This window comes from Streptomyces albipurpureus, assembly GCF_023701525.1.
Classification (GTDB): Bacteria; Actinomycetota; Actinomycetes; order Streptomycetales; family Streptomycetaceae; genus Streptomyces; species Streptomyces albipurpureus.
Genome location: NZ_JAMQAW010000032.1, coordinates 1 through 23,255, shown reverse-complemented (window position 1 = coordinate 23,255; position 23,255 = coordinate 1). Strand labels below are relative to the sequence as shown.

The following is a 23,255-nucleotide window of genomic DNA, read 5'->3' as shown; positions in this document are numbered from 1 at the left end:
GGTAGGTTATCCCCATGGCAGAACGCACCACGTCGCCCCGCTCCCGGTCCGACCTCATCTCGGATGCCGCGTTGGAGGTACTGGCCGAACACGGGATGCGCGGGCTCACCCACCGCGCCGTGGATCAAGCGGCCCAACTCCCCCAGGGCTCGACGTCCAACCTCTTTCGCACCCGGCAGACACTGCTGGAGGCCGTGATCAAACGGCTGATGCACCGCGAGGCGTCGGTACTGGGCATCGATGAGATGCCCGCACCCAGCGGGGGCCTGGCGGCACTGGCTGACGCCATGGCTCTCGCCGTGCACCGCTCGCTGACCCAACACCGCGCCCTCCTGGTGGCGCGCTATGAACTGGCCTTGGAGTCAACCCGCAGACCCGAGTTGCGCACGGTGTACGACACGGCGGGCAGCAGCTTTCGCCGTCCCCTCCAGGCGATCATGGCGGCGGCCGGTTCGACGGAACCGGAGAGGCACACCGTGTCCCTGATCGCCTGGTCGGAGGGGCTGATGTTCACCTACGCGGCAGGGGCTGACCACTCCAGCCCCCTCAGCCTCGATACGCTCCGGGCCGGCCTGCTGGAACTGCTGCACGGAATGTTGGACCACCGCTGAGCCGCCCCGCCGCACGGCGGCCGACCGATCAGTGGACGCACCCCTCCACGATCGCGGCGGCCACCACACCGGCAACGGGACTCCCCAGCGCCACACAGCACTGCGGCGGGCGGCTGACCGGCGTCACCCATGCGGGCCAATGCGCGTGCATACCGGGGTGGACGGACCGCACGCCCAGCAGAGTTGCCCATATGACCACATCAGCCAAGACCCTGCTGGCCATGGTGGCCTGGACCGCATCCGGGATCATGGTCTGCGGCTGTGTGACCGTATCGCCCCGCCCCCTCCCGGAGCCCGTGCCGGTCACCGGCCGCCATACCTCGGTGGTCACGCCGCAGATCGTGCAGGGACCGGCCCGAGAGGCCCTGGAGCAGGCGCCGGTCGAACCCGTCGTCACGCCCGCGCCCACCCCGCCGCAACGGACCCGGCCCACACGGTCCGAAGCGTCCAACCCCCGCGCCGGATACCCGGCACCCCGGCGGCCCAGCGTTGCCAGGCCCTCCTCGCCCCGCCCGCCACGTCCACCACGCCCGCCGGCGACGCTGTCGCCCGCCCTACCGAACGTCTGCGCACTGAGCGAGAAGTACGGCGGCTGGGATCCGTCCAGTCCCTCGGCACGGCTCTGCCGTGAGCTGTACGGCGGACATGGCGCTCGTACCCCGTGAGCCGCACCGGCCTGGCCGACCCCACCGCGGACGGTGGCCGGGGCATCGGCATCGCAGCCCAGCCCCCCAACCAGTGCAGTGGCCAGATCGCATCCCGATGACCCGCATCCACCACAACGCCCGGAGGTACGCACCGTGCGCGGCCGGGCGACTTCCGAGGTCGGTCTCCCTCCGGGAACGGCTCAGCTCACGCAAGGACCGCTCGGTTGGTGTTGGGCCAGGCGCCCAACACCGGGACATCGATGCGGGCGAGCCGCCACCGGACGCCGGCCCTGCACCGGGCCAACCGCGCTCCAGCCCTGGGCGCTCCCCGGTGCTCCCCCTGCGTCACCCCGCCGGCAGAGTCCGCTCCAGCTGTTCCACCGCGGTGCGCATTCGACGGCCGTAGCCGTCATCGGCCAACGCCTTGACCAGTTCTCGCGCACGGTCCAGATGCAACCTCGCCGCCTGAGGGTGCTGAAGCTTCAGATAGTCCACGGCAAGGCTGAGATGGAGCGAAGGGGAGAACACCTGGAGCGCGAGGGCCGACCGCTGCCCTTCGGACCGCTCGTCGCCCAGCCCCTCCGCCGCGGCCAGAGCCCGCAGGTCCCAGGCCAACTCATCGCCGGGATCGTCCTGGGTGTCGGCCATGTAGTGCGCGAGGGTGCAGCGGTGAAGCGCCTCCCCCCGCTCGCCGATCTCGGACCAGAGCGCACCGAACCGGTTTCGCGCCTCTTCCCGGTCGCCGCCGTGGAGCAGCATGACCGCCTGCCCGATCCGGGTCAGAACAGCGTCGTCCGCCGCCTCCTGCTGCTCCATCACTGCGGCCTCCCACATCCGTATGACGACAAGGACACAACGCAAAAGAAGCGCATGTCCACGGATGCCGCGAGAACCGTTCCGTTCTCGCGGCGATCGTGAACACACGCTGTCGACGCTAACCGGCGCATTGGACAAACCGGCAGAGGCTCGGCACTCGGCCCCGCCCCGTCAGCCGGGTGCCCGAGTCCACCCGTCCTCAGGCGCTCCCCAGCCAACGGTTGTTGTCAGGCCAGATCCGGAATGCGCCAGTCGATCGGGTCATGCCCCTGAGCGGCCACCGCCTCGTTGATCTGGGTGAACGGCTGCGAGCCAAAGAACTTCTTCGCCGACAGCGGCGAGGGGTGGGCCCCCTTCACCACCACATGCCGGGTCTCGTCGATGAGAGGCAGCTTCTTCTGGGCGTAGTTCCCCCAGAGCACGAAGACGGCCGGGTCCGGGCGGGAGGCCACCGCCCGGATCACCGCGTCGGTCACTCTCTCCCAGCCCTTGCCCTTGTGCGAGTTGGCCTCGCCGGACCGAACGGTGAGCACTGCGTTCAGCAACAGGACACCCTGCTCCGCCCAGGGCATCAGATAGCCGTTGTCCGGGATGGGGAGACCCAGCTCGGCCTGCATCTCCTTGTAGATGTTCCGGAGAGAGGGCGGTGTCTTCACTCCTGGGCGAACCGAGAAGCACAGACCGTGTCCCTGCCCTTCGCCGTGGTACGGGTCCTGGCCGAGGACGAGGACCTTGACCTGGTCGTACGGGGTGGCGTCAAGGGCGGCGAAGACCTCCTCACGCGGCGGATAGACGGGACCCTTCGCCCGCTCTTCCTCGACGAACTCGGTCAGCTCCTTGAAATAGGGCTGCGCCAGCTCTTCGCCGAGGACGCCGCGCCAGGACTCGGGCAGCATGTCGGTGTCGGTCACGTCAAAAACCTCCGAAAGGTGATCAGTTACTGACCACAGAACCTACCTGGAGCCACTGACAACGGCCCCACCGTCCAGAAATCGCCACGGCCCCCGGGTACACGACCAGGGGCCCGGCGGTCATCCGCCGGGCCCCTGATTCAGCTTCCCGTCCGCTCAGCGGCACGGCAAACCCCCCGGCCACCACCCCGCGAGCGGAGCCTCACCCTGTCCTACCAACTCGCCTTGCGGTACAGCTCCCACATCTGCATGATCGCCTGCGGGTCGAGGGCGCGCTCGCCGCCGCCGATCTCCCTGCTGGCGGCGATGTAGATCTTGCCTTGCCACAGCGGTAGCAACCGGGCGTCCTGAGCAATGATCTCCTGGGCCTCCTCGAACTGCTTGCTCACCGCACCACGGTTGGTCTCCTTCCGCGAGGAGGTCAGCAGTTCACCGGTGATCTTCGAGTTGACGTACGGCGTGAACAGAACGTTGCTCTCGCCCACGAACGGGAAGATGAAGTTGTCCGGGTCCGGGAAGTCCGGGAACCAGCCGCGCCCGAAGACCGGGTACTTCTGAGCCTGGTACCCCTTCCGGAACTCCGCCTCCGGTTCACCGTCTATCGTGACCTTGAACAGGCCCGAGGCCTCCAGCTGCGCCTTGATCTCGGCGAACTCCTGACCGGTGACCGAGCCGTAGCGGTCGGTGCTGTACCACAGGGTCAGGTTGACCTTCTTGGTGATGCCGTCGTCCCTCAGGAGCTTCTTCGCCTTGGCTACGCTCGGTTCGCCGTAGATGTCGAAGAACTTGGTGGTGTGACCGGCGATGCCTCGCGGAATCATCGAGTACAGCGGCTCGGCAGTGGACTGGTAGACCTTTTCGATCAAGGCACCGCGGTCGATGATCTGCGCGACCGCCTTACGGACGGAGAGCTTGCGCGCCACCGGGTCCTTCGGATTGAAGACGAGATAGCGGATATCGGCGCCGACCGTCTCAATGACCTGCAGGCCGGAGTCCTGCGGCAGCTTCTTCTGGAAGGCCTCCACGTCCTTCGCGGTGAGCCCGCGGAAGGTGGCATCGATCTTCTTCCGCTTCAGCGCCCCCACCATGATCTCGGAGTCCCGGTAATAGCGGATGGTGATGGCGCTGTTCTTCATCTTGGCGTAGCCCCGGTAGCTACCGTTCTTGACCAACTCGGCCTTGAGGTTCTTGGTGTACGAAGTGAGCTTGTACGGCCCGGAACCGGTCACCCCGCCGTCGGAGCGCAGTTTGTCGATCGGGTACTTCAAGGGGGCTACCAGAGAGGTCGCCGGAGTGGCGAGGATGAAGGGGAAGGTGGCGTCAGAGGTCTTGAGGAAGAACTTGACCTTGAGCTCGCCGTCGATCTCCACACTGCCCAGGGAGCTCAACAACCCGCTGGGGCCGTCCTTGGAAGCGATGCGTTGGACACGGGTGATGGAGTGCTTGACCGCCTGCGCGTTGAGCTTCTCCCCGTTGGAGAACAACAGCCCCGGCTTCAACGTGCATTCGTACTTCTTGCTCGCCGTGTCGGTGAACTCACAACGCTGTGCCGCATCGGGTTGCGGCATAGTGCTACCAGTGGGGAAACTCAACAAGGTTTGATAGACATTCCTATACAACTCCCACGAACCGTCCCAGGCGGCGGCGGGATCGAGGGTGGTGGGCTCACTCGTCGTGCCCACCGTGATCTTCTGATCATCGCCGCCTTCGTCACCGGCGAACAGGCCGCACCCCGCGAGCAGGGATATGGACGCTAGGGCTGCAGTGGACTGCAGACAGGTCCGGTAGAACACGTGCACGCTCCTCGTTCGGCCGTGGGTCGGCCGACCATATACCGCAGGGCCCTGCCGGTTCGACCCGGGGGCGCGGCGACAGGGCACTTGACTCAACGCGTAACAAAAGGCGCAGTTTGCTCAATGCAGTCCTGCTTTGAGGAAGATACCTCCGTCAACCACCAATGTCTGTCCCGTGACCCAGTCGGATTGCTCCGAAGTGAGAAAGGCGGCCGCGCCACCGATGTCCTCCGGAACACCGAGCCGTCCCAACGGGTAGCCCGCGGCCACCTCCTCCTCGCGACCCTCATAAAGTGCCCGCGCGAATGCGGTCTTGACGACGGCAGGCGCAATCGCGTTGACCCGCACCCGGGGTGCGAACTCGTGCGCCAGCTGAACGGTCAGATTGACCATGGCCGCCTTGCTCATACCGTACGCGCCGATGAAAGGTGAAGGACCGAGTCCGGCAACGGAGGCGATGTTCACGATCGCGCCGCCGTTCTCCTTCTGCCACGCCCGGTAGGTCTGCTGGGCGAAGCCGAGCGCAGAGATCACATTTGTCTCGTACACCTTGCGCGCCACCTGGAGATCGAGTTCCGCGAGGGGGCCGTACACAGGGTTCGTACCGGCGTTGTTCACCAGGAAGTCGATACGGCCGAAGGCCTCCATCACCAGTTCCACGGCATTCGCCTGGTGCTCCTCGTCATGGGCCTTGCCCGCGACCCCGATGGCCCGGTCGGGGCCCAGCCGGTGCACTGCCTCCTGAAGGGCGTCCGCGTTGCGGCCGGTGATGCAGACCCGGTCACCGCGGGCGATGAAGGCCTCCGCGATCCCGTACCCGATACCGCGGCTTCCCCCGGTGATGAGTGCGGTCCGACCGCTGGCGGGCGGTTGCTGCTGTGCCGATGGCTGAGCATTCATGTCCGGTCTCCCGCGTTCAGTCGAGCGGTCCGCCGGCCACGTACAGCACCTGGCCCGAAACAAATCCCGCCGTGTCCGAGGCGAAGTAGGCGATGGCACCCGCGACATCTTCGGGCCGGCCCACCCGCTGAACCGGGATCTGGGTGGCGGCCGCGGCCTGGAACTCCTCAAAGCCCATGCCGACCCTGGCCGCGGTCGCCGCCGTCATCTCGGTGACGATGAAGCCGGGGGCGACGGCGTTCGCGGTGATCCCGAATTTGCCGAGCTCCTTGGCGAGGGTCTTGGTGAAGCCCTGAAGCCCGGCCTTCACGGCGGAGTAGTTGGCTTGGCCCCGATTGCCCAGGGCGGAGGAGGACGAGAGCGAGACGATACGACCGAAACCGGCGTCCACCATGTGCTTCTGGCATGCCTTGGCCATCAGGAAGGCACCCTTGAGGTGCACGCTCACCACGGTGTCCCAGTCGGACTCGGTCATCTTGAAGAGCAGGTTGTCGCGCAGCACCCCGGCGTTGTTCACCAGGATCGTCGGCGGACCCAACTCGGCGGCGATCCGGGCCACGGCGGTGTCGACCTGACCGCTGTCGGAGACATCGCAGCCGACGGCGAGGGCGCGGCCACCCGCAGCCCTGATCGTCTCCACCGTCTCGTTGCCGGCCGCTTCTTCCAGATCGAGTACGGCGACGGCACGGCCGTCCGCCGCGAGTCGTACGGCGGTGGCGGCGCCAATGCCCCGAGCCGCCCCGGTGACAACGGCTACCCGCTGCTCGGTGGTGGACATGCTGGTTCTCCTCGCCCTTGGTTGCGCCCCGACACTCCAGCGGTTACAGCACCGGTCGTACCGAGAGCGCGCGATGACCCGCGTGCCTGACGGCCGCTCATCCGTCGTCTGCCCTACTCCACACACATGAGCGACCGCTTAGCACCTACGGCAGAACGTGACGCTAGAAGCACCGGCACCCGGTGTCAACGGCCCTCCTGGCGCGCCGGTGGGAACATCACCGCACCAGGAGGGCGAGCAACCGCTCCAGCTCAGCCTCGGGGTCAGCCGTCAGTCCGGTGTGTACGGGGCCGGGCTGGACGACGGTCGAGCGTGGTGCGATCAGCCAGCGAAAGCGCCGACCGGCATCATCACGTGCCGCCTGCCCGGCTTCGTCACCGCCGCAGCAGACGTACTCGACGGCCCGCAACGCGGCCCGCACGCCCTGTACGTCGGCGGCGGGATCAAGCGCCTTCAGCTTGGTCTCATCGAGATGGGTACGGGCGGCGACGAAGGTCCGTGCCCGGCAATAGACCACCACTCCGGCGTTGAAGCACTCACCCCGCTCGACTCGTGGCACCACCCGTAGCAGCGCGTACTCAAACACCTCTCGGCCGGCGCGCCCGCTCATGCCCGCGCCCCCTTCTGCTCATGGCGACCGGTCAGCCAGCCGGGAGCCTGGGAGACCCGGGGCCGGGAAGGCTCGCCCAGGATGATCCGTTCATGGACCGTTGCCGCCCGCGGCAGCAGTGCCTCCACATAGGCCCGGCGAAGCTCGTCAGTGCTGTCGAATCCCGGCTCGTCCACCAGCCATTCATCGGGCACATCGGCCGCGGCGGCGGTGATGAGGTCCTCGGTGACGAGCGGGGCGAGTGCGGCGGCAGCGGTCTCGACCTCGGGCGAGAAGCGGGCCAGCGCGTGGTCGGACGCGTCATACGGCTTCTCGGCCCAGCCTCCCGCCCCCGGCCAGTTGTGGTGCCAGATCATGGTGGCGCCATGGTCGATGAGCCAGAGCTCACCGTGCCACACCAACATGTTGGGGTTGCGCCAGGAGCGGTCGACATTGTTGATGAGGGCGTCGAACCAGATGACCTGACCGGCCTCGATCGGGTCCACTTCATAGGCCAGCGGGTCAAAGCCCAGTGCCCCCGGAAGGAAGTCCATACCGAGATTGAGTCCGCCACTCGCCTTCAGCAGTTCCTGAACCTCCTGATCCGGCTCGCCGAGCCCAATCACCGGATCAAGCTGTATCGAGACGAGATCGGGCACCCGCAGCCCCAGGGCACGACCGAGTTGTCCGCAGATGACCTCGGCGACAAGCGTCTTGCGGCCCTGGCCGGCGCCGGTGAACTTCATGACGTACGTACCGAGATCGTCGGCCTCGACGATGCCCGGGAGCGAGCCGCCCTCACGCAGGGGCGTGACATAGCGGGTCGCTGTGACTTCGGTCAGCATTTCCCCAGGCTATACGGGTTCACTTCCTGCAAAACCATGGAACAGGCCGGCGCCGTACAGCCCAAAGAATTCACTGCTCAGCTCTGGGGAGAATTCGGGAAGTTTCACCCAGCGGGCCGTCATCGCACCGCCCGGGCAGTTCGGTCGATGCCGGTACGCCCCTTGGCTTCGGCCTCTGGTACGAAGTGTGCGTAACAACTGAGGGTGATGGTCGGCCAGGAGTGTCCGAGCCACCGCGCCAGGGTCACCGCAGGCGCACCTGCCGCCGGCTGACCGCACCGCCCACCACGGGGTTTGACCACGCGGCCAGTCACCGGCGTGGCCCCCAGCGGCAAGGAGATCCTCCTCCGCACCGGTGCTACGAGCGGGAGCGGTCTCCGGGCGTCAATCTGGACGCCGCCCGCGATACGGCACGGTGGTGGAGTGCCTCACCGGCAGGATGATCGCGGAGAAGGGCACCCACCACGGCGAGCTCTCCACGTCTGGTCGTCGAGGGTTTTGACGGCCGGGCTCTGATCGGGCGGTGTTGAGCCTCGCAGCCTTGTGGCGCCGGGTCGAGGTCGTGGCAGCGTGGGCGGCCGAGATCTGGAGCTCTCGCCGCCCACGCACCGCGTTCAGTTCATTTCAGTTCCGTTCACTTCACTTCACTTCACTTCAGTTGAAGGGAACGGCGTCCGTCGGGGAGATGTGCCAGTTGGTGACCTTCGGGTCCTGCACGGTGATGGTCCCGACCCGTAGGGAGACCGGGTTGGGGTCGTCGTCACCGACACCGACGATGATGTGTTCGAGTTCCTTGCCACCGTCCCCGCCGGTGCTCTTCGGGTTCACCCCGGCGTAGGCGGTGACACTCCCCCTGAGCGTGATCTGCTTGCCCACGGCCTGCTCCGCGGGACCTGCCTGGGTACCGTCGGAACCGAACGCCACGGTGGGAAGCGCGGCAGGCAGGGCACAGGTGATCCCCGGCTTCGCCTTCGCGATGATCAGGATGTACCCGCCGGCCTGGGTCTCGGACTTGGTGCTCCAGGAGATGTCATTGGCGCCACAGCTCTGCCCGACGGGCTCCCGCTCGCCATTGCCGGTGTCAACGCCGGAACCGGTCCCGTCCTGGCCGGACCCTTTGTCCTTCACGTCGGACCCCGTGTCGGCTCCCTGGCCGCTGCCCGCGGTCGGCGAGCCCGACGCGGTGGCCGGATCGCCGGCCGGGGTCGCCGACGAGGAACCCCGCGCGGCACCGGTGTCCGTGGCCGTGGCCGAGCCCTGGCACCCGGTCATCAGCATGGCGCCGCCCACGACGGCCGCGGAGACGAGGATGGCCTTGCGACGGATGCCAGACATGAGATCCCCCTGAGTAATGAGTGGTTGAGGCCGAAGCGGTTTCGGCTTCCCGGTACTCGGTCGATCACTATGAGGGGGCTACGAGCCGAAGAGATCCCAGCGTCTTCGTTCCAAGACCACGCCGTCACAGACCGGTGACATGATCACAATGCGGAAGACGCAGGTCCGCCGCTGACCGTTGTGGTCACTGGACGGTGGTGCGGTGCGGGTGCGTTTCCCCGGGGGGCGGCTGGCTGTCTCGGCAGGCAACCCGGTGTTGGTGGGAGAAACCGATCTTCGCGAAGGCGGCGCCACCCACATCGAGTGCCGTGACGCGGAGCTTCAGACGCGCTACTGCCCCACGGAACAGTTACGTAGGCGATGCGGCCAGAATCGATCGATCCGGCCGAGAACCACTTGGGCGTGCCGTTCTCGATCCCATACCCCCAAACCATCGCACACTGCTCGGATCGGCCGGCCGCGGCCGGGACCATGAATCCGTACACGTCGAGTCATGCGTCCAGTTGTGCGCGAATGAGCATGCCGAGTCGTCGCCAGGCCGGGGACGCGGCGTTGACCGTGCCCCAGTCGGCACCCAGGCTCTTCCTCAGGCACAGGGGTTTCGGCCCCGAACGCCCTCACTCGATTCCGTGGACCTCGTCACCCCGACGCGCACAGATCCGCCGACCCGGCCGACCGGGCACTGTCCGCGGACCACCCCGCCGCGGCGACAACTCGACGTGGTCGAGGCCGAACCGCGTCGCATGCCTCGCGCCGAACTGGGAATCGGTGCGGCGAGCCACCGATCCAGCAGCAAAGGCCGCGGGCTCTCACTGCCTCGGTCAGTGGATGGTGAAGCCGCCCGCGAGCTGGTTTGACCGCCTCGGGCTCGGCTCCCTGTCAGGGCTGGTTGGCGGCTGCGGGCTCGGCGGCGTTCATCCTGCCCTTCGTCGGCATCAAGCTGATCGACCCGGTCAATTCCACGATTCCCGCGTGTGCCGAACACATCCCGTAAACCCGCCAGCCGCGGTATCAGTGCGCGTGATCGGTCCCAGCAGTGCCAGGTATTGGACCGGCCAGCGCCCGGACGGAACACTTGTCTCCAGACCCACGAAAGCCGTCTCCGGCAATCGAAGTCACGCGCCGGGCGGGCAACGGCCTTGCCTTGACGTCCCACAAAGAGGTGCCGGGCCGGTCGGCATCCCCCGCACGGGCTGCTGGAAGGCGTCGGCTTTCGGTTCTTGGCGTCCGCACATCAGAAGTGCTGAGATCGCGAGATGGGAGAGCCGCATGAAGGTGCTGTCGAGCAGGGGGGCGGGAACAGTCGGCGTCCGGGCCCTCGTTGTGACCGCTCCGACGTCCACAGCAGTCTCTGCGGCCGTGGCAGAAGGCGTCGGTCCAGCGAGCTGTACCCGGAACTGTCTGTTTGACGATGTCCGGCTCCACGTGGACAACGGTCGCGCAGCCCTCACCACCCGAACGCTCAGGCCCCTCCGGCGGCCTGGAAGCGGGTTCTGGCACGGAGCACCGGGTGCCGCCCCGTGCCGACAGGTTCACCACAGACCAGGTAGACGGCGTTGCCCCGCGACCGACGTGCGGCTTCGGCCTCTGGCCTTCACAGCTTCAGGAACCCGACAGCCGTAGGCACCCCGACACCCCCACCCCCGAACCGAGCAACCGAGCAACCGAGCAACCGAGCAACCGAGCAACCGAGCAACCGAGCAACCGATTCAAGCAATGCAGACCGTGCGGACTATGCGGACAACGAAGGCGGAGGCAGATCGATGAGAGTGATCGTCGTGGGCGGTGGCATCGCCGGGCTCAGCTGCGCCCTGGCGCTGCACGCCGCGGGTTTCGAACCGCGGGTGTACGAGGCGGCGCGGACCGTCGAGGCCGTCGGTGTGGGGATCAATCTGCTGCCGCATGCCGTCCGGGAACTCGCCGAGCTGGGCCTGGCCGACGAGCTCGACGCCATCGCACTGCCCCCACGAAGACTGAGCTACCGCGACCGAGCGGGCGAACCGGTGTGGGAGGAACCGCTCGGGCTCACCGCCGGCTACCGCTGGCCGCAGTACTCCGTACACCGCGGCCATCTGCACATGATGCTGCTGGCGGCGGTATCCAGGCGCCTGGGCACGGACGTCGTACGCACCGGGCTCCGATTCCAGCGCTTCGAGCAGACCAAGGACGGTGTCCACGCCCACTTCCTGGACCGGGCGAGCGGCGAGTTCACCGCCGAGGAGGCCGAGGTGCTGATCGGCGCCGATGGCATCGACTCCGCGGTCCGCGCCCAGCTCTACCCGGTCGAGGCTCCCCCGCACTGGAACGGGGTCCACATGTGGCGCGCGATCGCGCCGTACCCGCACATCCTCGACGGCCGTTCGATCGTGGTGGCCGGCCACGCCTGCGGAGAGAAGTTCGTCGCCTACCCGATCGAGGACCCGGTGACCGAAGGCGGTGACGCCTTGATGAACTGGGTGCTGGAGATACGGCACCGTGGCCCCGGCCCGGTGCCGCGCGGCGCCGGCCGGCTCGTCACGACCGCCGAGGCGCATACCGAACTCGCGTCCTGGAACCTTCCGTGGATCGACCTTGCAATGCTCGCGGAGCGCTCCCCGGCGATCGTCGAGTACCCGATGCTCGACCGGGACCCCCTGCCGCACTGGAGCTTCGGACGCGTCACCCTGCTCGGTGACGCCGCACACCCGATGTTCCCGATGGGCATGAACGGTGGTTCGCAGTCGGTCGTCGACAGCCGTGTGCTGGCCTGGTGCCTGGCCCTGGAGCGCGACCCGGTGGCCGCGCTGCGCCGCTACGACGGGCTGCGTCGGCCGGTCGTCAACGCCGTCGTGCTGGCCAACCGCGGTCTGGGTCCTGAAGAGGTCATCGCGCGCGCCGCGGAACTCGGCGGGCCACTGCCCACCGGCGGGGCCGAGCGGATCACCCACCGCTACAAGGAGCTGTCCCAGGGCACCGTCGCGCAGGTCAACACCCACGAGTCATGGACGGTGCCGCGCGATTCCACCAGCCCGGCGGACTGAAGGGCGACCGCCGTACGCCGCCAACGTCGCAGATGCCCGTCACCGCCACCGCCCTCGATCCCGGGCACTCACGCCGCACCGTTCGGAACGGCCTTGATCGCCCGGCTCGCATGCGGTCGATGTCCGCTCGGGCAGCGGCTCGGACACCGGATGTCGACTACCGCCGCCGCCCGCTTGCCCCTTACCCCGTATGCGAACCTTCCGAGGAGCTGGCAGTCATGAGCCGCCCGCCCGACACAAGGCATCGTCCTGGCCCACGGCGGCTACGTGGACGGATACAGCTGGAAGAGGGTCTACGGCCCGCCGCGAGCGGACGGTCACCACATGAGCGTGGCCCAGAATCCCACGCTCCCCCGCGCCCGCGACATCGCCGCGACCACCCCCGTCCTCAACGTCCAAGACGACCCGAGCGTGCTGGTCGGACGCTACTGGGGCGGCGCGGTGATCTCCCAGGCCGGCTGTCCGGGCCCGCCGAGACCGCCACGCTCATCAGAACGGCTGCGCACTGCGCCGACGCCTCGGGAGCAGCAGTGCGGAAGGACTGTGACACCCCGTGACCCGGCTGTGCGTTCCGGGGCTTCGGAACCTGACCGGAGCGCGATCGCCCTCGGGCACGGCCTCGCCGCTCTGGCGGACGGCGCGAAGTGCGGCCGAGGGGACAACCATGAAAGGAGATCCCTCATGACCAGCGCATTCTCCGGAGGGGCCGAGGCCCGACCCTATGTCTTCGCCGAGTCGGGCGAAGGGGAACGTGATCGTCTGGAGCTGCTGGCGCGGATGCTGGACCCGATGCACCGGCGAGCTCTGAGTCTTGCCGGGATGCGCCCGGGGCTGCGCTGCCTGGAACTCGGCTCGGGAACGGGCACCATCGCCACGTGGATGGCCGATCAGGTCGGGGCCCGGGGCTCCGTGCTGGCCACCGACATCAACCTCTCGTTCCTGAAGGATTTGCGGCATCCGAATCTGACGGTGCGCGAACTCGATGTGCTCACTGGCGACATTCCCCGACGTTCCTTCGACGTGATCACCTGTCGCGCGCTCCTGCACCACCTGTCTCAGTGGGAACCCGTCGTGGAACGTCTGGCGGGCGCTCTGAAGCCGGACGGCGTCCTGGTCCTGATCGAACCCGACGCCGGGGCGGCCGTGTTGGGCGATCCGGAGCACCAGCGCTTCTGGTCCGCCTGGTGCCATTGGGGGCGGATGGAGGGAATCGACTTCCGCCTCGGCCGCAAGCTGCCCCGGGCAGTTCAACGAGCGGGGCTCGATCTCCATGAGGTGACCATGGAGGTGCCCTTCTACGGCGGCGGCTCCTCCTGGGACGAGTTGTACCGCTCCACCGTCAGAGCGGCCCGGCCCCGCCCGGCGGCCTGGACCGGCCGCGACCCGAGCGCCGCATTCGAGAACCTCGACAGAGCAGACGGTCAGTTGACGTGTTCGTTCGGCTGGATGGCCGTCTGCGGCCGCGCCGCCCCCGCCACGGAAGCGGTGCCGGCCCAGTGAAACCTCCCAAGGTCACCATCATCGGTGCCGCGGGCGGGGTCGGGTCAGCCCTCGCCCACCTCCTCATCAGCGCCCCCGAACCCTACGAGGTCGCGCTGATCGGGCGTAGCCCCGAGTCCGTCACCGGCCTGCTGATGGACGCTGAATCCCTGGCACCGCTGGGACGGGTACCGATGGTCGCCCACGGAGGGACGGTGGGCTTTCACGACTCGGACGTCATCGTCGTGGCCGCGTCGGTTCCGCTCGCCGCGCGGGTGTCGCGTGTCGACTCGATAGTGGGCAACGCGGGGACCGTCCATCCCTACTTCTGTGAGATCGCCAAGATCTCCGCGAACTGGAATGGGTACGTCATTGTCGTGACGAACCCGGTCGATGTACTCAGTGGCTGGTTGCAACGGCATGCGCGGATCGACCGCTCCAGAATCCTGGGCTACTCCTGGAACGACACCCTGCGACTGCGCGTGGCCGTCGCAAGGGTCCTGGGAACGGAGGCGTCGGACGTCAGCGCCTGGGCCATCGGGGAGCACGGCGATGCGCTCGTTCCCCTCCTCAGCCGCATCCGGGCGAACGGCACGCGCGTACAACTGTGCGCCCGCCGCCGCGACGAGGTTCTGACCGACCTCCGCGGCTACTACGCGAGGTGGGGACGTCTGGGCGTGCTCCGCACCACCCCGTGGACCACGGCGGGGGGAGTCGCCCGGATGATCCACGACATCACGCGTGGCGGAGTGCCGGACTGGACCGCGTCCATGGCGTTGGACGGCGAGTACGGCCTGCACGATGTGAATGTCGGAATCCCCGTCACCAGAACCGCGCGAGGAGCCCTGAGTGCGGTCGAGTGGAAGCTGGACGAACCCGAGTACACCGCCCTCCGGCACGCGGCTTCCCTCATTCGGCAACGCGTCGACAGTCTGGGCAGACTGTGAACGGCGGGGCGGGTGGCAATGGCACGGCGACGTCCCGTCCCGGCCGGGCAAGAGAAGGCCGCGGGGTCATTCGGTCCAACGGCCACCGCAGTACTCCTCCGCGGCCCGGTCCAGTGCATATCGGTGACGCAGGCGATGTGTCGCGGCCTGTTCGGCTCACCGGTCTACCCGACCGGCGCAGCACCGGGGCCGGCTCCCGGCCCCGGGCATCTCGGAAGACCGGGACCGGGGCCCGGCGAACTCTCAGGTACGGGGCCGGACCACGCCGTCGCCGACGAGGACGGGGACCGGGACGACGGCTTCGATGCGTCGCTCGCGGAACTCAAGGCATTCCGCCCCCACCCGGTCTCCCAACCGGCGGCCCAACAGGCCGAGATCGGGCGCCGCGCGGACGGCTTGCCACCGGCGGAATGACCCGGCGCCTTCCGGCTCCCGCCAGCCGCACGGCCCGGTACGGGTCGTGCGGCTGAGCTCTCCGGGGCTGCTCACCTACCCGAGTGCAGACCCCGGTGGGCAGCTGGGGCCCGCCCCCATGCGCCGCTACGCAGGGCTTTTCGGGCTATTCGTGGTGGAGATGTAGGGCTGGTCGGCGCGTCGACGGCCGGATAGGGCGAAACCCGCATCCAGACCCGCATCCAGCCCGGTCGTACCGTACGAGCCGCCATCCTTTGGCAAGGCGCTCATAGAAGGCGCGCTCCTCCGACAACCCCCAACTCGGTCCGAGATGGCTGGGCCAGCCGCTGACTCACCGCAGAGGCCGACCGGCCGCGATCGACGAGTGGGCCAGCGAGGTGCCATCGGTTGAGGTCACCCGCCCTGTGCGGCTCCACGCCTTCCCCTGTGGACCACCGTGGGCGCGCGACGCACGACCGACTCTGGCTGAGGTTGGCCTGGTCGTACTGGCCTGGTCGTACTGGAACTGCCGGACCTCCTGCGAGCAGCGGCAGGCGACGGCGGTCTTCGCGGCCCGTTCGAGTGCCGCCTCCCGTGAGGGCAGCTCAAGAACGGTGCAGCCGCCGTTGGGCACCTTGTGGCCGGGGTACGTGCCCTCGGAGACGATGCCGTCACCTGCCACGAGCACCGGTTCTCCGTCCTCATCGATCCCGCCGCCGAAGCGCCCATGGCGAGACGTCCAACGGCGGGAAGAGGTCGACGGGCGGGCTGGGAGGGCACGGGCGTGAGCGTGGGTAGGAAGCAACTCATCACCATCACGTGGCCTTGCGCCCGACCCGATGATCCTCGCCCTCGACGAGGAGACCAGTTCGGTCGACCCCTGTACTGAGGTCCTGATTAAGAGGGAAATGGCCCGACTGGCCCATGGTTGCGCGTCGTTCTTGATCGCGCACCGGCCCTCCACGGTGCGGGACGCGGCACTATCCTGGATAGGGCGATCAGCTCGATCGTTGAACAGGCCACACACAGCGCCCGATTGGAGGCGGGCGGAGCCTATGCCCGCTTCTATAGGGCGCAATTCACGCAAGCCATGACCGAAGTCAAATGAAAATATTGCTGTTGCTACACCTCTAGTCACACTCATCGAGACCCAGTTGAGGGATGTAGATCAAACCGTCAGAGTACGCCTCGCACGCCTCACGACCTGCAACTACTGCATCAGCACCCGAAAAAGCCATGCTCCATTCCCTCATCAAGCGCGTCCGGGGAATAACAGGGAAGGAACTGGTGACGCACAGGATGACGCAACCTGCAGCCAAAGGACTTCGCCCATTCCGTTGGCTGCCGGAACTACCGACGCCCGACCGGTACGAGGGTGACCATTTTCGATATCGGCAGCATGTAGTGCGCACGGGGCCGGATGGACGCTTCTCAATCGATTTCCTCGCCTGGCTCCCAGGCCAGGAAACGCCTATCCACGACCAGCTGGGGTGGCGTGTCACCGGCAAATACGACGAGGAGACCGACCAGCGCTTCTCTCTAGCTAGAGACAAAGGGAAGCCCATAGAGGTCAAGGGGACAACCGATCCCGCCGGGCATTTCAGCGGAGTCGTACGCACTGGCGAAACCCACCGCGTTCGAAATTCCAACAAAAGGGTCCGTCAGCTCGATTCAAATTTATGAAACCGACATGAGCTGACGAGGAACAGGCACCCTTCAGGTTTACGCTTCGAAAGATCAGACTTAGCCTGCGCCCACGTACCCCGGACTCATCGAACCCGGACTTCCGCTTATGCCCCCTTTTATCTCTCAAATACCGACCAAGTCTCTTTGATTGATCGCGTTGACCGATCGCGCAGATGAGGGATTCAGACATTCACATGCCGCCGAGGAGCACCCACCTGAGCCGCCGTATGCCAAGTTCCACCAGGCCACCACCGCTCTGGCTTGGTGCGCCGAATCGTCACGCCGTCCAGCAGGCACGGCGTGCAGCGCATCGCAGATGCATGGCCATGCAGACAGATGGAAACAGAGAGACATCACTATCGGAAGGCGTCCAGAGTGAGCACCAACTCTGACATGGCTGCCCTGTGGATAAGGCATCGCAGGGCGAGCAACGCACGCGTAAGGGTAGCTTGCTTTCCGCACGCAGGCGGGGCTGCGAGTTTCTTCAACCCCTGGCAGAACTGGACCCCTTCCGATGTTGAGATTTTGAGCATCCAGTACCCCGGACACCAAGATCGAATATTGGAACCGTGCCTGGACAACATGGATGAATTGGTTTCACGTCTCTCGCCCTTCCTCTCCGAATTCCGCGACCTTCCACTTGTGCTCTTTGGTCACAGCATGGGGGCATCCGTCGCCTTCGAGGTATGCCGCCGACTTGAAAGCACATTCGACCTCAGCCCACTGAGGCTCTTCGTCTCAGGACAGGAAGCCCCCCACGTCCCGTCGCGTGGCAGTAAGTCGAGCAACGACGACGAAGCCCTCATTTCCGATATTCGCCGACTTGGAGAAGGCGACGCGGGGCCGCTCGACGACCCGGACCTAAGAGAATTGGCACTCCCTGCAATACGCGCTGATTTTCGACTTCTTGAGTCCTACAGGCCACAACCGATCAGGACCATCTCGACACCAATCTCCTCGTATACCGGGGATAGAGATCCGGATGTGTTGCCCGAAAAGGCACAGGAATGGAAGATGGAAACCGAGGGATCCTTCGATTTCAGAGTCTTCCCTGGCGGACATTTCTATCTGTCAGAGCTCGGCCAGGAAGTCGTATCCAGCTTGCTCAAAGACATCAACTATCCGGATCTCTAGGCACCAATCCACTAAGTCGCAGGGCATCATCTTTCAATCGCCAAGCAACAGGCATACCCTCCTGCTCAATGTGCCAAGAAAGGCCATAAATCGTGATTCCGGTGTCGTTTGCGCAGCGTAGGTTGTGGTTCCTGGGCGAGTTGGAGGGCCCGTCGGCGACCTACAACATTCCTCTGACAGTGCGGTTGCGTGGCGCGCTGAATGTGGAGGCGTTGCGGGCGGCGTTGATGGACGTGGTGGCGCGGCATGAGAGCCTGCGCACCGTCTTCCCACAGGTGGACGGTCGTCCGTATCAGCACATCCTGAATGAGTGGGATGAGGATCGCGCTGCTGGGCTGTTGCGGGTTGGTGAGGTGGATGCGTCGGGGCTTGGTGGGGTGTTGGCGGCGGAGGCGTCTGCCGGGTTCGATCTGTCGGTGGATCTGCCGCTGCGGGTGCGATTGTGTGTCGTGGGGCCGGATGAGTTCGTGCTGATCGCGGTGGTGCATCACATTGCCGCGGATGGCTGGTCGATGGCCCCGTTCGCCCGGGATCTATCCCTGGCCTACCAGGCCCGTTGCCGAGGCGAGGCGCCCGCCTGGCCGGTACTGCCGGTGCAGTACGCGGACTACACCCTGTGGCAACGCGAGGTACTCGGCAGCGAGGACGACCCCGACAGCGTCATCTCCCACCAACTGACCTACTGGACCGATGCGCTAGCCGGAATACCGGAGCAGTTGGAGCTGCCGACGGACTTCCCACGCCCCCCGGTGGCCTCGCACACCGGCGGCACCATCCCGGTCAGTGTGCCAGCCCACGTCCATGAGCGCCTGATTGCTCTGGCGCGGGAGAGCAACTGCAGTCTGTTCATGACGGTGCAGGCTGCGCTGGCGGTGTTGCTCCAGCGTATGGGCGCGGGTGAGGACATTCCGATCGGGACGCCGGTGGCGGGGCGTACGGATGACGCGTTGGATGAGCTGATCGGGTTCTTTGTCAACACCCTGGTCCTACGCACCGATACTTCCGGTGATCCCTCTTTCCGTGAACTGCTCGGACGGGTACGGGAGACGGATCTGGCGGCGTTCGCCAACCAGGATGTGCCCTTCGAACGTCTGGTAGAGGTCCTCAACCCGCAGCGTTCGATGGCCCGGCATCCCCTCTTCCAGGTGATGCTGGCCTTCCAGAACAACGCCCAGCCCACCCTCGACCTCCCCGGCCTCCACGTCGAACACCAACCCCTGGATAAGGGGGTCGCTCAATTTGACCTCTCGGTGACTCTGGTCGAGCACTTCGCTAGTGACGGCTCACCGATAGGAATAAGGGGCGAGATCGAGTACGACACCTCACTGTTCGCCATCCAATCCGCAGAACGGATCGCCGCCCGTTTGGTCCAGATCCTGGAAGCGGTCACCGCAGACCCGGATGAACCCATCGGACAGATCGATGTGATGTCGGGAGAGGAACGTCAAGCGCTGATATCCGGCTGGCGTGGCACCAGCCAGGAGGTAAAGCAGACGACACTGCCACAACTCTTCGAGAAACAGGTAGCATGCACTCCCGATGCTACGGCTCTGGTGTTCCGAGACACCTCGCTCAGCTATTTCGACCTTAACGCGCGAGCCAACCGGATAGCGCATGTTCTCATCGAGAATGGCGTGCGCACTGAGACGACCGTAGCGATTGTTCTGCCCCGCAGCGGCGACACAATCATCGCCATGTTGGCTGTACTGAAGGCAGGTGCGGCCTATGTCCCGGTAGATCCCACTCTTCCGCCCGACCGAATTGCCTACATACTGTCGGACTCTCGACCTTCGATGGTCTTGACAAGTAGTGCGGTCAGGCATCTTCTGGAGGAGGAAACTGTCGGCGATCAATTGCAGTGCATTCTGCTCGATACCCTAGACCGCCACACTGGATCAGATGCTCTGGAATACTCAAATCCCACAGATGTCGACCGCAATGGGCGACTACTTGCTTCGAATCAGGCTTATGTAATCTATACCTCCGGGTCCACTGGGCGGCCTAAAGGTGTTGCAGTTGAACACAGTAACTTGGTAAACCTCTTCCAGCATCACTTCAGCGGGGGGTTTGCTCAAGAAATCGAGGCGTCCGATTCGCGGTTCCGCGTCGGACTCATTTCGTCGTTTTCATTCGACGCTTCGTGGGACCCATTGCTCTGGATGGTCGCTGGCCATGAACTTCATCTGTTCGACGACGAAATACGTCTCGATGCAATCGCGTTGATCAGGTACGTGGACAGTAACAAGCTGGACTATATTGACACGACACCTTCGCACTTTCAGCAATTGATCGAACTTGGATTGCTGGATGAAGGGCGCCATCACCCTCGCATCGTTTCACTGGGTGGCGAAGCCCTCACTAGCAGCCTTCAACAGCGCCTCAACGCAACCAGCGGGACCACTGGATTCAATCTCTACGGCCCAACTGAGTACACGGTGGATGCCCTCAGCGCCCGTATGTCCGACGGAGACCGACCTCTCTTGGGACGACCGATTCTCAATACTGCCGCGTATGTGCTGGATGCGGGTCTGTCTCTGGTGCCGGTGGGTGTGGCGGGTGAGTTGTATGTAGCGGGGGCTGGTCTGGCACGTGGTTATGTCAACCAGCCTGGTTTGACGGCGGAGCGGTTTGTGGCGGATCCGTTCGGCGGTTTGGGTGGGCGGATGTATCGCACCGGGGATGTGGTGCGGTGGCGCCCGGATGGTGCCCTGGAGTTCCTGGGCCGTGCGGATGCGCAGGTGAAGGTACGCGGGTTCCGTATCGAGCCCGGTGAGATCGAGGCGGTTCTGGCCTCACATGACTCAGTCGGTCAGGTGGCGGTGCTGGTCCGCGAGGACCGTCCGGGTGACAAACGCTTGGTCGCGTATGTGGTTCCCGCCCAGCTGAGCATTAGCTCTGTCTCGGTTGTGGATGCTGATACTTCCCTGGTCACCGGGTCCGGTTCCGGTTCCGGTTCCGGTTCCGACTCTGGTGTTGTGTCGGTGGTTGATGTGTCGGTGTTGCGGGGTGTGGTGGCGGAGCGCCTGCCGGACTATATGGTGCCGTCGGCTTTTGTGGTGCTGGAAGCCTTGCCGTTGACGCCGAACGGGAAGCTGGATCGTCAGGCTCTTCCCGCTCCCGAGGTCGCTGCCAAGGTTTCTGGTCGTGGTCCGCGTAATGCTCGGGAGGAGGTGTTGTGTTCGCTGTTCGCCGAGGTTTTGGGTGTGGCCGAGGTCGGTATCGATGACGGCTTCTTTGATCTGGGTGGCGACAGCATTGTGTCGATTCAGTTGGTGGCGCGGGCGCGGGCGGTGGGGTTGGTGATTGCGCCGCGGGATGTGTTTGAGCGGAAGACGGTTGAGGGTTTGGCGTTGGTGGCCGGTGTGGTGGGTGAGGCACTGCCGGTGGTCGGGGACGGTGTGGGGGTGGTGCCGTTGACGCCGATCATGCATCAGTTGCGTGAGCGGGGTGGTTCGATCGACCGGTTCAGTCAGGGTGTGCTGGTGCGGGTGCCAGCCGGTCTGGGTATGGAGCCATTGGTAACGGCGGTGCAGTCGGTTCTCGATCACCACGATGTGCTGCGGGCCCGGCTTTCGGGTGCCGACGGTGATGGCGAGTGGGTCCTGGAGGTCCTGGAGCCGGGTGCGGTCCAGGCAGCCTCGTGTGTGCGTCGGATCGATGTCGCAGGCCTGGAGGGATCAGACCTGCAACGCGTGATCACCGTAGAGGCGGAAGCGGCCCGGGACCGGCTGGCACTCACGGACGCGACGATGGTCCAGGCAGTCTGGTTCGACGCCGGACCCACCACCTCAGGCCGCCTACTCATAGTGGTCCACCACCTCGTAGTCGACGGAGTGTCCTGGCGGATCCTGCTACCCGATCTACAGCAGGCATGGGAAGCCGCCACAGCAAATCGGCCCGCGGCTCTGCAACCAGTCGGCACCTCCTTCCGCCACTGGGCACAAACCCTGGCCGAGGAAGCCTGTACCCCCGGCCGGGTCGCAGAACTAGCATTGTGGCGCAAGACGCTGCACGGACCGGATCCGCTACTCGGCGCCCGGCCACTGGACCCGGCACGCGACACCAGCAGAAGCGCCCGCTCATTGACCGTGACACTGGCACCACAGCAAACCGAGCCATTGCTGACCGAGGTCCCCGCGCTCTTCCACGCCGGTATCAACGACGTACTCCTCAGTGCACTGGTACTGGCGATGGGACGCTGGCGAGCCCGCCGCGGCCAACACGGCAACAACACTCTACTGATCGACCTCGAAGGCCACGGCCGTGAGGAGATCTTCGACGGCGCGGAACTATCCCGCACCACAGGCTGGTTCACCTCCATGTTCCCCGTCCGCCTGGACCCGGGCACCATCAACGAAACCAACGCCTGGGCCGGCGGCCAGGACATCGGCCACCTCCTCAAACGGATCAAAGAACAACTACGGGCCGTCCCCGACCACGGCATCGGATACGGCCTACTCCGCTACCTCAACCCGGACACCGCCACCGAGCTGGCCCCACTACCCACCCCACAGATCGGCTTCAACTACCTAGGCCGCTTCTCCATCGGCCAACCCACCGACTGGACCCCTGCCACCGACGGCACCACAGCCGGCAGCGGAACCGACCCCGACATGGCCCTCACACACACCCTCACCATCAACTCCCTCACCCAAGACACCCCCCAAGGCCCCACCCTGACCATCACCTACACCTGGCCCACCGACCAATTCAACGAAACCGACATCCAGCAACTCGCCGACTCCTACCTCCAAGCCCTCACCGCCCTCACCCAACACGCCACCCAACCCACCAGCGGCGGCCGCACCCCCTCAGACCTACCCCTACTCAACCTCAACCAGGCCGACATCGACCGCCTCGAAGCCCGACACCACGACGCGGTCGAGTTGCTCCCGCTGGCTCCGCTGCAGGAGGGTCTGCTCTTCCATGCGCTCTACGACGAGCAGGGCGAGGACGTCTACACCACCCAGCTGTCTTTCCTGGTGGAGGGGGTGTTGGATGTTGCGGTGTTGAAGGCCTCCGTGCACACCCTGTTGCGCCGACATGCGAACCTACGCGCCGGATTCCTCCACGAAGGACTGTCCCAACCCGTCCAGATCATCCCCCGCAACATCGAACTACCCTGGCAAGAAATCGACCTCCGCCACCTAGACCCCCACCAACAACAACACACCATCACCGACTGGCTCCACCACGACCAAAACCAACGCTTCGACCTCGCCAACCCACCCCTACTCCGCTTCGCCCTACTCCACCTCGACACCCACCGCTACCAACTGGTCTTCACCAACCACCACATCCTCCTCGACGGCTGGTCCCTTCCCGTGCTGATGCGGGAACTGTTCACCCTCTACGCCCACCACGGAGACGA

Annotated in this window: 17 protein-coding genes and 1 pseudogene; 8 read left to right on the top strand and 10 right to left on the bottom strand. The window is 65.8% G+C overall.

Annotation, left to right across the window (positions count from 1 at the left end; genetic code table 11):
• Positions 1-14 precede the first annotated feature (14 nt).
• Together NBG84_RS25505 and NBG84_RS25500 are read left to right on the top strand one after the other, a co-directional pair.
• The gene (locus tag NBG84_RS25505) at positions 15-611 is read left to right on the top strand and encodes a TetR/AcrR family transcriptional regulator (RefSeq protein WP_250921937.1); all 597 of its coding nucleotides are present in this window, start codon (positions 15-17) and stop codon (positions 609-611) included.
• A gap of 191 nt (positions 612-802) precedes the next feature.
• Complete coding sequence (locus NBG84_RS25500) at positions 803-1,276, top strand: hypothetical protein (RefSeq protein WP_250921936.1); 474 nt, start codon at positions 803-805, stop codon at positions 1,274-1,276.
• Between the two features lie 327 nt (positions 1,277-1,603).
• Here NBG84_RS25500 and NBG84_RS25495 read toward each other — a convergent pair whose 3' ends face one another.
• From NBG84_RS25495 to NBG84_RS25460, 8 genes are all read right to left on the bottom strand, one after another.
• Positions 1,604-2,074, bottom strand: a complete 471-nt coding sequence (locus NBG84_RS25495) for a hypothetical protein (protein ID WP_250921935.1) — start codon at positions 2,072-2,074, stop codon at positions 1,604-1,606.
• Between the two features lie 227 nt (positions 2,075-2,301).
• Positions 2,302-2,985, bottom strand: a complete 684-nt coding sequence (locus NBG84_RS25490) for a uracil-DNA glycosylase (protein ID WP_250921934.1) — start codon at positions 2,983-2,985, stop codon at positions 2,302-2,304.
• A gap of 212 nt (positions 2,986-3,197) precedes the next feature.
• Positions 3,198-4,778, bottom strand: a complete 1,581-nt coding sequence (locus tag NBG84_RS25485; protein WP_250921933.1) for an ABC transporter substrate-binding protein — start codon at positions 4,776-4,778, stop codon at positions 3,198-3,200.
• A gap of 120 nt (positions 4,779-4,898) precedes the next feature.
• A complete protein-coding gene (locus NBG84_RS25480; protein WP_250921932.1) occupies positions 4,899-5,678 on the bottom strand; it encodes an SDR family oxidoreductase in 780 nt (259 codons plus the stop codon).
• 16 nt (positions 5,679-5,694) lie between these two features.
• Positions 5,695-6,456, bottom strand: coding sequence for a 3-oxoacyl-ACP reductase FabG (fabG, locus tag NBG84_RS25475; RefSeq protein ID WP_250921931.1), 762 nt, complete (start codon positions 6,454-6,456; stop codon positions 5,695-5,697).
• Positions 6,457-6,673: 217 nt separating this feature from the next.
• On the bottom strand, positions 6,674-7,066 hold the full coding sequence (locus NBG84_RS25470) for a DUF3037 domain-containing protein (protein ID WP_250921930.1): 393 nt from the start codon (positions 7,064-7,066) through the stop codon (positions 6,674-6,676).
• Positions 7,063-7,890 (bottom strand): HipA family kinase, encoded by an 828-nt coding sequence (locus NBG84_RS25465; RefSeq protein WP_250921929.1) that lies wholly within the window; start codon positions 7,888-7,890, stop codon positions 7,063-7,065. The genes NBG84_RS25470 and NBG84_RS25465 overlap by 4 nt, the downstream gene beginning before the upstream one ends.
• Before the next feature lie 654 nt (positions 7,891-8,544).
• Positions 8,545-9,225 carry a DUF4232 domain-containing protein gene (locus NBG84_RS25460; protein WP_250921928.1) on the bottom strand — a complete coding sequence of 227 codons (681 nt, stop codon included), beginning with the start codon at positions 9,223-9,225 and terminating at the stop codon, positions 8,545-8,547.
• 1,763 nt (positions 9,226-10,988) lie between these two features.
• Between NBG84_RS25460 and NBG84_RS25455 the strand changes: the two genes are divergently transcribed.
• From NBG84_RS25455 to NBG84_RS25445, 3 genes are all read left to right on the top strand, one after another.
• On the top strand, positions 10,989-12,245 hold the full coding sequence (locus tag NBG84_RS25455) for an FAD-dependent monooxygenase (protein WP_250921927.1): 1,257 nt from the start codon (positions 10,989-10,991) through the stop codon (positions 12,243-12,245).
• Between the two features lie 681 nt (positions 12,246-12,926).
• Complete coding sequence (locus tag NBG84_RS25450) at positions 12,927-13,745, top strand: class I SAM-dependent methyltransferase (protein ID WP_250921926.1); 819 nt, start codon at positions 12,927-12,929, stop codon at positions 13,743-13,745.
• Positions 13,742-14,671, top strand: coding sequence for a malate dehydrogenase (locus tag NBG84_RS25445; protein ID WP_250921925.1), 930 nt, complete (start codon positions 13,742-13,744; stop codon positions 14,669-14,671). Before NBG84_RS25450 ends, NBG84_RS25445 begins: the two co-directional genes overlap by 4 nt.
• A gap of 243 nt (positions 14,672-14,914) precedes the next feature.
• Here NBG84_RS25445 and NBG84_RS25440 read toward each other — a convergent pair whose 3' ends face one another.
• Complete coding sequence (locus NBG84_RS25440; RefSeq protein ID WP_250921924.1) at positions 14,915-15,160, bottom strand: hypothetical protein; 246 nt, start codon at positions 15,158-15,160, stop codon at positions 14,915-14,917.
• Between the two features lie 256 nt (positions 15,161-15,416).
• A complete protein-coding gene (locus tag NBG84_RS25435) occupies positions 15,417-15,752 on the bottom strand; it encodes a hypothetical protein (RefSeq protein WP_250921923.1) in 336 nt (111 codons plus the stop codon).
• 84 nt (positions 15,753-15,836) lie between these two features.
• Here NBG84_RS25435 and NBG84_RS25430 point away from each other — a divergent pair.
• The 3 genes and pseudogenes from NBG84_RS25430 to NBG84_RS25420 form a co-directional block, all read left to right on the top strand.
• Positions 15,837-16,172: pseudogene (locus NBG84_RS25430) on the top strand (ABC transporter ATP-binding protein); the annotation flags it as partial.
• Positions 16,173-17,125: 953 nt separating this feature from the next.
• Positions 17,126-17,884 carry a thioesterase II family protein gene (locus NBG84_RS25425; protein ID WP_250921922.1) on the top strand — a complete coding sequence of 253 codons (759 nt, stop codon included), beginning with the start codon at positions 17,126-17,128 and terminating at the stop codon, positions 17,882-17,884.
• A gap of 101 nt (positions 17,885-17,985) precedes the next feature.
• On the top strand, positions 17,986-23,255 hold a 5,270-nt coding region (locus tag NBG84_RS25420), incomplete at its 3' end, for a non-ribosomal peptide synthetase (protein ID WP_250921921.1).

Bases quoted from the DNA above. Each gene is read 5' to 3' on its own strand.
- NBG84_RS25455 (WP_250921927.1), top strand. From the start codon at position 10,989: ATGAGAGTGATCGTCGTGGGCGGTGGCATCGCCGGGCTCAGCTGCGCC.
- NBG84_RS25480 (WP_250921932.1), bottom strand. From the start codon at position 5,678: ATGAATGCTCAGCCATCGGCACAGCAGCAACCGCCCGCCAGCGGTCGG.
- NBG84_RS25470 (WP_250921930.1), bottom strand. From the start codon at position 7,066: ATGAGCGGGCGCGCCGGCCGAGAGGTGTTTGAGTACGCGCTGCTACGG.
- NBG84_RS25465 (WP_250921929.1), bottom strand. From the start codon at position 7,890: ATGCTGACCGAAGTCACAGCGACCCGCTATGTCACGCCCCTGCGTGAG.
- NBG84_RS25500 (WP_250921936.1), top strand. From the start codon at position 803: ATGACCACATCAGCCAAGACCCTGCTGGCCATGGTGGCCTGGACCGCA.
- fabG (WP_250921931.1), bottom strand. From the start codon at position 6,456: ATGTCCACCACCGAGCAGCGGGTAGCCGTTGTCACCGGGGCGGCTCGG.
- NBG84_RS25460 (WP_250921928.1), bottom strand. From the start codon at position 9,225: ATGTCTGGCATCCGTCGCAAGGCCATCCTCGTCTCCGCGGCCGTCGTG.
- NBG84_RS25495 (WP_250921935.1), bottom strand. From the start codon at position 2,074: ATGGAGCAGCAGGAGGCGGCGGACGACGCTGTTCTGACCCGGATCGGG.
- NBG84_RS25450 (WP_250921926.1), top strand. From the start codon at position 12,927: ATGACCAGCGCATTCTCCGGAGGGGCCGAGGCCCGACCCTATGTCTTC.
- NBG84_RS25505 (WP_250921937.1), top strand. From the start codon at position 15: ATGGCAGAACGCACCACGTCGCCCCGCTCCCGGTCCGACCTCATCTCG.